General features: G+C 43.6%; 11 protein-coding genes and 1 CRISPR repeat array. Of the genes, 2 read left to right on the top strand and 9 right to left on the bottom strand.

The window, feature by feature from the left end; all coding sequences use genetic code 11:
• Position 1 precedes the first annotated feature (1 nt).
• Positions 2-486: direct repeats of the CRISPR family, unit length 31 nt; unit sequence TTTCAATTCACGCACCCGCGAGGGGTGCGAT.
• Positions 487-664: 178 nt separating this feature from the next.
• From cas2 to cas3, 7 genes are all read right to left on the bottom strand, one after another.
• On the bottom strand, positions 665-955 hold the full coding sequence (gene cas2 / locus Q0W37_RS14445; RefSeq protein WP_173381723.1) for a CRISPR-associated endonuclease Cas2: 291 nt from the start codon (positions 953-955) through the stop codon (positions 665-667).
• A gap of 1 nt (position 956) precedes the next feature.
• The gene (gene cas1c / locus Q0W37_RS14440) at positions 957-1,991 is read right to left on the bottom strand and encodes a type I-C CRISPR-associated endonuclease Cas1c (RefSeq protein ID WP_297702254.1); all 1,035 of its coding nucleotides are present in this window, start codon (positions 1,989-1,991) and stop codon (positions 957-959) included.
• Positions 1,988-2,647: a CRISPR-associated protein Cas4 gene (cas4, locus tag Q0W37_RS14435; RefSeq protein ID WP_297702253.1), complete on the bottom strand. Its 660-nt coding sequence runs from the start codon at positions 2,645-2,647 to the stop codon at positions 1,988-1,990. Before cas4 ends, cas1c begins: the two co-directional genes overlap by 4 nt.
• Positions 2,648-2,710: 63 nt before the next feature.
• Positions 2,711-3,586, bottom strand: coding sequence for a type I-C CRISPR-associated protein Cas7/Csd2 (gene cas7c, locus Q0W37_RS14430; protein WP_297702252.1), 876 nt, complete (start codon positions 3,584-3,586; stop codon positions 2,711-2,713).
• Positions 3,587-3,600: 14 nt separating this feature from the next.
• Entirely contained in the window at positions 3,601-5,409 is a 1,809-nt protein-coding gene (gene cas8c, locus Q0W37_RS14425) for a type I-C CRISPR-associated protein Cas8c/Csd1 (RefSeq protein ID WP_297702251.1), read from the bottom strand.
• A complete protein-coding gene (gene cas5c / locus Q0W37_RS14420; RefSeq protein WP_297702250.1) occupies positions 5,406-6,128 on the bottom strand; it encodes a type I-C CRISPR-associated protein Cas5c in 723 nt (240 codons plus the stop codon). The genes cas8c and cas5c overlap by 4 nt, the downstream gene beginning before the upstream one ends.
• Before the next feature lie 15 nt (positions 6,129-6,143).
• Positions 6,144-8,417 (bottom strand): CRISPR-associated helicase Cas3', encoded by a 2,274-nt coding sequence (cas3, locus tag Q0W37_RS14415; RefSeq protein WP_297702249.1) that lies wholly within the window; start codon positions 8,415-8,417, stop codon positions 6,144-6,146.
• A 308-nt stretch (positions 8,418-8,725) separates the two neighbouring features.
• On the opposite strand from cas3, the gene Q0W37_RS15485 reads away from it, so the two are divergent.
• On the top strand, positions 8,726-8,899 hold the full coding sequence (locus Q0W37_RS15485) for a type II toxin-antitoxin system HicA family toxin (RefSeq protein WP_367186289.1): 174 nt from the start codon (positions 8,726-8,728) through the stop codon (positions 8,897-8,899).
• An 11-nt stretch (positions 8,900-8,910) separates the two neighbouring features.
• Positions 8,911-9,330, top strand: coding sequence for a type II toxin-antitoxin system HicB family antitoxin (locus Q0W37_RS14410; protein ID WP_297702248.1), 420 nt, complete (start codon positions 8,911-8,913; stop codon positions 9,328-9,330).
• Positions 9,331-9,339: 9 nt separating this feature from the next.
• On the opposite strand, the gene Q0W37_RS14405 is transcribed toward Q0W37_RS14410, so the two are convergent.
• Both Q0W37_RS14405 and Q0W37_RS14400 read right to left on the bottom strand, forming a co-directional pair.
• Complete coding sequence (locus Q0W37_RS14405) at positions 9,340-11,160, bottom strand: glycoside hydrolase family 44 protein (protein ID WP_297702247.1); 1,821 nt, start codon at positions 11,158-11,160, stop codon at positions 9,340-9,342.
• Positions 11,161-11,303: 143 nt separating this feature from the next.
• A partial coding sequence (locus Q0W37_RS14400) for a vitamin B12 dependent-methionine synthase activation domain-containing protein (protein WP_297702246.1) occupies positions 11,304-11,485 on the bottom strand: 182 nt, incomplete at its 5' end.

Here is an 11,485-nt window from a genome sequence, read left to right as displayed (position 1 = left end):
GTTTCAATTCACGCACCCGCGAGGGGTGCGATATCGAGCTCAACTCCGAATCAACAGACACTAGTGTTTCAATTCACGCACCCGCGAGGGGTGCGATTAAAGTTTGACTTGCCCATTGGAAAGGCGCTTGGTTTCAATTCACGCACCCGCGAGGGGTGCGATTCGTATGTCGCGCACTTGACTTTCCGTGGTACGGTTTCAATTCACGCACCCGCGAGGGGTGCGATGGTAAATTTGCCGTTTGCTCCTGACTGGATGATGTTTCAATTCACGCACCCGCGAGGGGTGCGATTCCATGGTTTGTGCGGGCGAGGTTCGTCAAATGGTTTCAATTCACGCACCCGCGAGGGGTGCGATTCTTTCATGGCGTTTACAAACGAGGCCCTTTTTGTTTCAATTCACGCACCCGCGAGGGGTGCGATCTCCCGATGGTCGCCCCGCCACGGCACGCTAGGTTTCAATTCACGCACCCGCGAGGGGTGCGATAGGACTTTCCAAACGCCTTTTTATAAAAGGGCTTAGAATGGCATTTTCGCTAATGTCGTAAAGACTTTAGCGTTTATGCAATATTAAATATACGAATTGTCAAAATTCTTTTGAAAATCGCGTTTTCAAAATCGCTAACTTCTTAGGGAATTTGGTGGAGCTATAGGTTAGCGAAGGCCTAAACAACCAATAAATCATGCATATCGGGTGGAGCATGAGCTCCTATGTGTTCAATCTTGCGCTCCCAGTTTGAACCAAGATAGTATATTCTTAGACTGTCCTGTTTTTCGTCAATTATTTTAACAAGAGTATTTTTCAGAATACTCCATTGGGCAGGATCGACTTCACATTCGAATACGGATTTCTGCGCGCGGTTCCCGTAGTTCTTACATGCTTTTGCGACTTGATTTAGCCGACGCCTTCCTGCGGCAGAAACGGTTGAAACATCATATGTGACAAGGACTAACATATCACCTCCACAAAAAAGCCGGATAATATTCGATTTCACCACGAATATGTTTAGCAAGCAATCTTGCTTGTTCTGTGTATATCACGCCTGTCGGCATTGATTCTTCTAATAAGGGATGATTAATTTCTTCTTGTTTGCGTTTTTGCCATGCGGATAACAAAGCTTTTCGTGTGTCAGCGTCCATTTCAACTTCACCGTTTGGTAAAGCTTTGAAATTTTTTGAAGAGACTGATTTTAAGTTGATAAGGCTTAATACAAGTCTATCGGCAATGGGCGCTCTGAATTCTTCCATAAGGTCCAAAGCTAGGCTCGGCCTTCCTGGTCTATCGACATGTAGGAAGCCGACATAGGGGTCTAATCCAACGCATTCTAATGCTGAACGAATATCTAGCGCGAGAATTGAATATGCATAAGATAACATCGCATTAATTCGGTCCATTGGAGGCCTGCGATTTCTTGATGTAAAGCGAAAGTCGGGATCCTTATTCAGAATAAGATAATTGAATACGCTAAAATAATTGTCCGCAGCATTTCCTTCAATGCCTCTTAATTCTGCAGAGTCGCAAGCTCTTTTAATACTTGCGACACCTTCTTCCATAGCAGCAATGGATTGTTTTATTTCGGATTCTCCCTCACACCCATTGTGGTTTCTTAAATGACGAAGTAGTACATTCCGCTGATTCTGAATTTTTGCGGCAACAAAGCATTTTGCTATGGCTAGAGACTGTTCCGGATTATCGGATATTCGGTATTGTGCACGGCGAAGAAGGACGTTTCCATGAACAGGTCCCTGCATTCGTGCAAGAAATTTTCCTCGGCCATCTACATAAGTGATGGTAACCCCCTTAGATGCACAATATTCTGTCAAGTTAGGGGAAACGCCAATCCCATAACCAAAGCAAACAATCTCACCGATTTGGTGAATAGGAAATTGGGCGACTTTAGAATGTTCTTTGTGGATTGTTATTGCTTCCCCATCCTTATGAACCCAGGCACCTTCTAGAGTGACATACAATGTATTGCGAATCATTTTCATCCGAAGAGCTCCTGATAATAATCCTTTAATTTCTTTTGATTTCCGATGTTGGGTTGACAAAAATCCATTAAAGAACAAGATTTGCAGTTGTGGTTTATCTCTGCTTCGGGAACTTTCCCGCTCGCAATTAATCGGTGAGCTTCTTTGGCGAGTTCAATGGTTTCTGTTCTTATATCTTCGTCAAATTCAAATTCCGTACGACGCCGTAATTCGCAATAGAATATTGAACCTTCATTAACGGGCAAATCGGTCATTTCTTCAAGACAGAGTGCCTGTGCACATAACTGTATTAAATCGGCGTTATGGTCCTTGGGCTTGCCGTGCTTAAATTCGACCGGTCGCAATCTCCAGTTTCCGCTTAGTTTTATCCAGGGAATTTCTACATAGGGTCCTTCTGTTTGTTCAACTTCCAATACATCCATTCGTCCATACAAGCCTAGTTCCATATTTCTGACGTGCAATCCAGAAAATTGCTTTACACCTCTCCGGAATTCTTGATAGCCTGAGTCCACTCGTTCGTGCATTATTTTCCCTTGCGCGGTCAAATAATTTTCCGCCCATTCTTGATTTAGGTGAATGAGTCCCCATTGGCGTTTGCAGAACGCTAAATGTTGTAAGCCAGAAATGGCTATGCAGTCATCATCGGAATAAGGCATATATAGACTTCCTATGAAAAAGGGGAAGGAATATCCTTCCCCAAAAGGAGATTTTTGGTGAAATTAACCAATTCTTCGAATTGGATTAACACCTTCCGGCATGGATTCAGTGTTAAATTCTACATGATAATCGTCAAAAGAACGAGGAGGTGCTGATTCATTCGTTCTTGTAATCTTAACTCTTTCAAACAATTCGTGGGCAGGAGCATTTCCCAATGCCGTAGAATGCTCAAAAACATAGAGTCCACGAACATTCATTTCGCCACGAGCTGCGGAATGGTCTTCCCAGAACATCTTTTCAAGAGCTTCCCAAAAAACATTAAGATCGTTTTCATTAAAACCCGTTTGTGCAGCAAGATGAGCAGAAATGAAGCCATGAGAAACATACAAACCGTAGGGAACAGTAAACTTGCGTCCCATGGTTCTGTTGTCACCTTTCTGTTTTTCAGCTTCTGCTTCTGTCGCTACAGCCATACGAGTAATGCTATGTTCTGAAGAAACAATAGGATCAATTGATCTACCAAATGTCATTTGAACCGGACCGCGGACCTGTCCTGCATTTTTTCCTGTGCTCATAACGGCGCCGAAAGTGCGAATGTCAAAATATTTGGCGCACATGAACTGACGGGCCGCTTCTGTTTTGTCGGCATCTTTCTTTTGTGCTTTTACGGCTTCGCTATCATGGGCTTCGTCAATAGCATTATTCAAAATTGCCTTTTCCTTGACAAAGATGTCGTAACCGGCTTCACCTTGTTTAGCGAGTTGAACGAAGTTGCGAACTTTACGTTTCAAACATACGTCTGTAACCAAGCCATTGCCTGTTTCGGCATCCAAACGCGGCAAGTTACCCGCATCAGGATCGCCATTGGGGTTTCCATCCTTCACATCAAAGAGAAGGACAAAATCATAACGTTTCTTGAGAATGTTTTCTTGTGTCATGATTGACTCCTGTTTTATTTTTCTTCTTTTGATTTAAAAAAGTCTTGACGCTGATGATAGTAGCCGATCGCAAAACGGGCTTGATCATCGAGATTCAAATGAGCGGGTAGACCATCCGAGGAAATGCCGTCAGTAATTTCTCCAATAAGTTTTTCAAAATAAACCTTCAGCCCGGAATTTTCAAGTTTTGCCAAGTGATGGTTTTTCAACTTGAACAGTTGAGAGAATACCGTGCAAGGAGTTGATGAGGCTGCTCCATAATAACGGTCTTTAATGGTGGCATTGATTCCTGGTTGGGCTTTTTCTTGCAAATACTCAAATGTTGCGAAAAGTCTGCCCAACAGGTAACCTGGATTTGTATTATTTTTATCGAGTGACACGGTTATCTCCTTGTCTGTTGTTTTATTAAATCTATGTTTGCGATTCAAGAATGCTTTTAGCAAAGCGGCTCTCATTCTTTCATCGGATGGATATGCAGAAAAATCTGTTCGAATTCTCCGAAGAATCATTTGTAGAAGGGATTGCGGATAAGGAGTTCCCTGAAGAACAGCTTTAACCACATCCCCGCAAAGATTTGGAGGCAAATCATCAAGTTTTCGAACTATAGAACCAAGCATTGGCATCAATGCACATCTTCCACTATCCTTATTTGGTTTGACAATATCTAAATCATCAAAATGTTGTTTAATCTTTTGCGATACATCATCAACCGTTCCTATTTGCCAATAGCGAATAGCAATTCGTGCTGCATTCGGTGATAAACCTAACAAGAAAAAGCGTGTACCCGAATCTTGTATGAATGCGCCAGTATTGATGCTGCTATATAGTTTATGAACAGCTTCTATATCCGCATCTGGATTGTCTTTTGTAGGAAGAGACCATAAATCACTAAAGAGGTCTTCCAATGGAGTAGATTTCTCTGACCAGAAAACCATAGTCATGTCGCCCACACGCATCTTATTTCTAGAATTCTTATCAAGCAGCATATTCAAAGCTGTTGTATAGGCAAATGTTGCGGATTCTGAAATTGGGGCGTTAAAATTCTGCTTTTTGTTAAACGACGTAAAACTCGGATTGTTAAACGAAACGATTGCGGCACCTGATGATTGGGCTCCAACAACATTTTTTAACATCGGATGAATTCTTGCAATCGAGGACTTCTCGCCCGAAATTAAACATATTCCTTTATCTTCAGATTCAGAAGAGGTTTTGTTGTTTGAAAGCTCCTTTTGGAACATAGAACATACAGGTTCATCACATCCCTGAATAATGAAACTTATATTCGGATTTTCATCTTTTATCGAAATCCAAATATCGTCATTACCCATTTTTTCTTCAATTTGATTAACAGGGTCGTTTTCAAGAAATTTTAATACTAATTCAACATTGGAATTCCCTGCGATATATGATTTTTTGATGGTCTCGATAAAATTCTGATGCCTGGCGATAGCCTTATTTTTTAAAGATTCAGTCTCTTTAGAAATAGTTTCTTCTGTATATTTTTGAGGTTCTTTTTTTGCTTTTTTCTCTAAATCTGCAAGTTTTAGCCCGTCAGGAATTCCTAACGAGTATTCTGCTTTATCCCACAACAAATTGGCTTTTATACCGGCTGTTCTGGAAACGGCGGCTGGCACAAGAAACTTTCGACCAACAAGTCGTTTGCCTTCCTGTGTTCGAGTATCATCGAGGCCAATGAGGGTTCCATCAGAATTCAAACGAATTAAGAAAGGAATCTGTTCACGACTAAAACCTTCCGGTGCAATTCCGCTTTCTGGATCATTTGCTTTTCTTTGGTAATAATCGCACAAAGCTTGTAAAATCATTTACGAACCTCCTCACTATCCCAATCAGGAATATTCACAATTCCATTTTCCATGGTTGCTCGGAAAAAAGCTGGGTTAATGCTTCCATCAGAATTGGGATGTTCGAAATCCATATCATAAAGCATAAATCCTAAATCGCGACTTTCCGGTATAGCAGGGTATTCCTCTGCGGCTTTTTCAGGATTGTCAACGAATTTAAATTCGCAGCTAAATTCTCTACATCCGAGATATGGTTGATTGAAACATTGTCCTTTTTTGGCTCTGCGTTCAAACATCGCATGATATTTCCCTGGATTTTCATCCTTGCGAATTTCTTGTCGTTCTTCGTCACTGACTAATGATTCGGGAATCTCGTTTAGTATCTTTGGCCTCTTATTTATCGGGATAAATTCCATTTCCGCATAAATTCGATAATGAACATCGCGCAGGAAAAGACCTGCTCTCTGTTGTCGAGAATCTTCAATCATAATGGGGTTCTTTACGGCTACGGCACCGACTTCATTCCTGCGAACCGAAATCCATTTAATCGGACTTAGTACCTCAATTTTCTTGACATTCCATTTGATTGCAGGTTTCCAGAAAATTGCGGAAAATATAGCTCTTGCCGCCGAAGGTGTAATCACATCGTAGCTGACACGTTCCACCTTCATTTCTGGGCGCGTAAAGCAAGCGAAATCGCCCTTAACATCTAAACAAAATGTTTTTCCAAAGTGTTCCATCGATTTACACTCCTTTTAGCAAATAAACTCTGTTCCTTCAAATTTAGGGCCATCTAGTAAGAAGCCTGTTTTTTCAGAATACAGGGAAGATGTTCCCTGTTGCCAAATATCCAATCCAATACCATCTGGGCCTTTTATTTCAGTAATATAATCATCTTTCTGCAATTCTTCCCAACATTTTTTAGGAATAATGACTGTGCAACGTTGTAACTTGCGCATAATATCTCTTTTAAGACCGACAGCCTCCAATTGAGCAATCAATTCCTGGCTATTTATTTTGTCGTCAGAATACCACACAATAACTGATTTCTGCGCATTGTCGTCAATTAACTGAAAATTTTCCGCAGCAGTCCTAAATTCAGCCTTTAGGTTATTTCGTAAATCAAGATCGTGCAGAATGTTCTTTTTATCAAAAGAATGAATTTGATTATAATAGGTTTTAAAATAGGTTGAAAAAATTTCGGGAATCAATGGAATATTTTCAAGTTTGTCTTCATCTATTATGTGCTGACTTGCTTGAGCACCAAATCTGAGCAAGCCAACAGGCGGTTCCTTTGGTGAATTAAAAACATAAACGTTTCCCTGCTTTAACTTGCCTTCTCTATTGCATCGACCAGCAGCCTGTGCGACAGAATCTAAGCCAGTCATAGCTCGATAAACTACAGGAAAATCTATATCGACACCCGCTTCTACCAACTGCGTGCTTACAACTCTGATGGGATCGCCATTTTTTAACTTCCGTTTTATTTCAGCAATCAAATTGCTTCTGTGTTGACCACACATCGATGCAGAAAGATGAATTGTATCTGGAGGCATTGAGTCATAAAGTGCTTTGCAGTCTTTTCTCGTATTTACAATGCAAAGAACTTGGTCATACTGAATCAATTGCTCTGCAACTTTTTCCCAAGAATCTATTTTTTCAGGAATATACGTTACATTTGTACGATTCATCTTTTCAAATAGTTCTTGCGGGTTCTTTATAAGTTCGCGCACGTTATTGCGAGGCAATCCTTCAAATCCGCCTTCGCCATGTGGTGCTGGATCTCCACCAATATGCCCTTGCAGTGTCGGTTGCGTTGCCGTACAAAGAACAACTGAGCAACCAAAATCAGTAGTAAGCGACTCCAACACCCCTAAAATGGGCTTCAAATATTCTGGAGGCAGCATTTGGGCTTCGTCCAAAATAATCACGGAATTTGCGATATTATGGATTTTTCTGCATCTACTTGTTTTTGCAGCAAAGAGTGATTCCAATAATTGCACATTGGTAGTTACAACTATCGGAGCGTCCCAGTTTTCCGATGCAAGTTTTGATTTAGTCGTTTCCTTATCTGGATCCAAATTAGAATGGTGCTCTAGAACGACATTTGATAAATCTTCGTCTCCGTTTTTAAACACGTTTTTGTAAACATCAGCTGTTTGCTCAATAATACTAGTGTAAGGAATGGCGACGATAATTCGAGATTTGCCATATTTTATAGCGTGGTCCAAAGCAAATCCCATAGAGGCGAGTGTTTTACCGCCGCCCGTAGGAACCGTAAGAGAGAAAAGTCCAGGTTCTTTCATCGCTCCTTGACGACAATTGGACAAAATTTCTGCTCTAATTTTATTAATCTCTGTAGAAGGTGCGTTTTTGCTCATTTTGTCCATAAATGAATCAAATCGAGCTTTTAGCTCCTTTAATGAAAGGCTATTTTCACGCAAAGCGAAGTTCTCGGGCGACATGAAGCGTTCCGTATCAAGAAAGTCGGCATCTACTAGGCAAGAAAACAGCATTCGAACCCATAGATGAAGATCCCTTGGATTTTTGACAGGTGCAGCTTTTAGTGCTGGAATCTTGATGTCGCTAAGAAATTCTTTGCCGCCATTTTCAAAACTTTCCGTCAAATTCTCTTCTTTCGCAAGTCGATTGTCCAGTTTGCCGTAATAATTGGGAATACCGCCGTGGTGACCTGCGATTATATAAGACAGTAATAAACCGAATTGGGGAATATTCTTATTGGCCCAAATTGCTCCGGCGGCGGAGTGATCAACCTTCCCAACTCCAAAATCATCCGATTCTTCAGTATCATACCCCGAAGATTGGCGAATATAGTTCTGAAAATCTGTTTTGAACTTACCTAAATCGTGCAAAAGTCCGGCACATTTTGCAAATTCGCCTGCATTAAAGGCTTTTGCAAAAGATTCTGCCAATGCAGCAACACCTTGCAAGTGACCTTCAGGATCGGCCAAAGGCTGTTTTTCGACAGAATTGTCGTTTATTGAGCGAATGTGCGCAATTATTTCCATATTCTCAAATATATACACTTTGCGCGACAAATAATGACATTTTGGCTTTTTGATGAAAAAAAAATTTTGGAGATGATGGATTTTTTATTCACACTAATCAGAAATTTGTTATATTAAAGCTGGCCAGAAATACTGGTATTTTTATATCCCCCGACAGGGGTAATTGCGTTCCATAGGAATATCTACGGATAATAGATTCCATTAAAAATAATGAAAAACGCTTCGAATTTGGAGCGTTATTAAAACGTATATCCTTGAAAAATTAACTTATTTATTGACAAATCAATAAATATATTGTATTTTAATCTATGAAGTTTAAAGAAATCTGTGATTACGCAAAAAAGAGAGGCTGGAAATTAGGGCGTATCAACGGCGACCATCACATATTTGTGAAGCAAGGCCGGCGGCCCGTTCCGATACAACGAAATAAGCATGAGATAGAAGGTGTTTATCTCAAACGTATCTTGAAACAGTTTGACTAGTGGAGGTAACCATGAATTATACAGCGAAAATTGAAGAAGACAAGGACATGGGTTTCGTGGTTTCGTTCCCTGATTTGCCCAATGTGAATGCGTTCGGTGAGACGCAGGATGAGGCTCTCCGACAGGCTAAGGACGCCCTCGACGGCGCTATGGAATGCGACTTGGATCTTGGTAATACGATGATTCTTCCCAAGACGAAACCTGATGCGGAAAAGGGACTTTATCCGGTGGAGCTTTCTCCGCGGATTGAGATTGCATACAAGCTGTTTGAAGCTCGCAGAGGGCAAAAGAAAAGCGAGGTCGCTCGACGGGCCAATATTACACCGCAAGCATACCAACGCTTTGAGACTCCGAAGGGGTCGCCTTCTATTGAGACTCTCTACAAGTTGGCTCATGCACTTGGAAAACAGCTTGTAGTTGAGTTCGTATAGCTTTTTACTTTATCGCCAAATATAGTATCCGGGGCTGGTGCGGGTGTGCGTGACGTTTCGGCCTTTGGTGTCGAAGCGGGTTGTGGCGCCGTACTGTATTGCGGCGCGAGTCGTGGCCCTGCGAGCGATGCCTACAGTTTTGGGGGTGTCTGAGGTGAGCAAGACTGCTGTGATCGACTTGGCGGGGAGTGTTGCGGAGAATTTGTTCGCGGAGTTGCCCGTTGCGCTGGTGGTGCCGCCTTGCACCTTGAGTTCTACGGCGTTTTCTTTCAGCGCGTTGTTCGTGTGCGATACGAAGGTCTCGCCGGTGATTCCTGCAAGCGTGAATGTCTTGAGCTTGGTGGATGCGTCAAAGTTCGAAAGCTTCAGTTGAATGTCCTGCGCGTCTTTTTCGGCGCGGTTCACGAAGATGACGGTGAGGGAATCTCCTTTGTCTGTAACGGAGCTGTAGGCGGAAACGAGCGAGTCGTTGGTGGATACGGATTCGATGCGGTTCGCGTGTCCGTAGCGGCTGAACAGGTGGACTGCTTCGTACATGCCGTCGCCCCATGTCCACGGGGTGAATATCTCGACTCCGTTGTCCTGCATGGTGCCGATGAACGAGGCGTAGGTGAGTGCCGTGACCATCGGATCATCTTCGTCGATTAGGCTTGTCTCGGTGATGCCAAGCGTGATTCCGTGATCTTTGCCGAAGTATTTTTCGAGCCAGTTGTTGACGCGCTTGAAGATGTATTCTTTCTGGTTGTCGTTATCCCAGCCGCCGTTCACCATCTTGATTCCGTTTGCGCCGGAGTAGTTGTAGGTGGTATCGAACAGTACGCGGTGCCAGTTCATGCGCGACTCGTAATCTTTTTCGCTCGGGTACCAGTGAATGTCGAAAACGTCGAGCAGGCGTATTCCGGATTTTTTCTGTTCTTCGGCGACTTTCATGATAAAGTATTCTAGCCAGCAGTAGTTGCGGTCTGCTCCCTTGGGGCGGTCCTGTTCGTTGTACGAGGCCACGGAGCACCATTGCCATTCGTTTGCGGCGACAGGGCCGGTGAGCTTGATGTCTTTCCACTGGGCGCGCGCCTTCTTGGCGACGTCGATGTAGTGTTCTACCAGGAAGTCCCCGGTGACGGGCAGGTCGAGGTCGGAGTGCGTGCCGCGCCAGATTTCCATTTCGTTGTCCATGCTCCAGTATTGGAAACGGCTCATGTCGAACTTGAGTTCGTCTTTCCAGTATGGGATAATGGCGACGGTGGAGTCGGCGGGCCATTCCATGTTGTAGAGTGTGTAGTCTCCGGCCTTTACAAGCGTCTTGCCGTCTTCGGAGACTTCGCCGCCGCCCGCGAGGTCGAGTGTCGATGTGGCGTAGGAGCCGTGTTCTTGTTTCCAGTTCCAATCTGCAAAGTTGTAGTCGGTGGAACTTGCCGCGAATCCCGTGAGCTGGAAGGCGTACATGGCGTCTATGCCCGGCATGTTGTCGAGAACTTTCTGCGCGGTAATCGCCCAGTCGTGGGAATACACGTTGTTGTACCAGTCGGGGTGAACGGTCATTTTGTGGCGCCAGTTGTAGCGCGTGGCGTTGTTGCCGTTGTTGGCGCGTAAAAAGTGAATGCCCGCTTCGAGCATCTGGTTGATGAACGCGGTTTCGTCTGCGGTGACTTCGGTATTACCGTCGCTAATCTTGTCAATGTTTCGCCCGTACAGGTACGGTGAAATTTTCTTGATGCCTTTTTGCGTGTCGACGGTGATGTCGGTGGCGGCTGTGGACAAAGTCGTAGCGCTTGCGATGAGTACGGCCGCAAAGCCTGCCGTCGTGGAGAACGCGGTCAGAATATTTTTCATGAAACAACCCTTTTAAAACAACCTGCCTTTAAAATAATCTCTTTTTAGAAAAAGCGGTTGCCGCGATGGGGGCGTTTGTATGCATTTATGTTGAAAAACCCGCAACGAGTGCGGGTTGAGTTGAAAGTGGCGTGGCCGTTGATTTATACCTTCACGTGGAAGTAGTCGATTTCGGGGTGGCTGATGTAGAGGCCGCTTACGGAGGCCTGCGGATACATGGCGCCGTTTTCGGTGAGGCTGATGCCTACGCTGCCGAAGTCGATGAGTTTTGCGACGTTGAAGATTTCCTTGATGTTCGGGAGCACGGGGTAGCCGACGGCCGGGC

The sequence above is a fragment of the uncultured Fibrobacter sp. genome (genome assembly GCF_947166265.1).
GTDB lineage: Bacteria > Fibrobacterota > Fibrobacteria > Fibrobacterales > Fibrobacteraceae > Fibrobacter.
The sequence above is the reverse complement of the archived record's forward strand: the minus strand, read 5'-3'. Positions and strand labels throughout refer to the sequence as shown.

Bases quoted from the DNA above. Each gene is read 5' to 3' on its own strand.
- Q0W37_RS14405 (WP_297702247.1), bottom strand. From the start codon at position 11,160: ATGAAAAATATTCTGACCGCGTTCTCCACGACGGCAGGCTTTGCGGCC.
- cas8c (WP_297702251.1), bottom strand. From the start codon at position 5,409: ATGATTTTACAAGCTTTGTGCGATTATTACCAAAGAAAAGCAAATGAT.
- cas2 (WP_173381723.1), bottom strand. From the start codon at position 955: ATGTTAGTCCTTGTCACATATGATGTTTCAACCGTTTCTGCCGCAGGA.
- cas7c (WP_297702252.1), bottom strand. From the start codon at position 3,586: ATGACACAAGAAAACATTCTCAAGAAACGTTATGATTTTGTCCTTCTC.
- cas4 (WP_297702253.1), bottom strand. From the start codon at position 2,647: ATGCCTTATTCCGATGATGACTGCATAGCCATTTCTGGCTTACAACAT.
- cas3 (WP_297702249.1), bottom strand. From the start codon at position 8,417: ATGGAAATAATTGCGCACATTCGCTCAATAAACGACAATTCTGTCGAA.
- Q0W37_RS15485 (WP_367186289.1), top strand. From the start codon at position 8,726: ATGAAGTTTAAAGAAATCTGTGATTACGCAAAAAAGAGAGGCTGGAAA.
- Q0W37_RS14410 (WP_297702248.1), top strand. From the start codon at position 8,911: ATGAATTATACAGCGAAAATTGAAGAAGACAAGGACATGGGTTTCGTG.
- cas5c (WP_297702250.1), bottom strand. From the start codon at position 6,128: ATGGAACACTTTGGAAAAACATTTTGTTTAGATGTTAAGGGCGATTTC.
- cas1c (WP_297702254.1), bottom strand. From the start codon at position 1,991: ATGAAAATGATTCGCAATACATTGTATGTCACTCTAGAAGGTGCCTGG.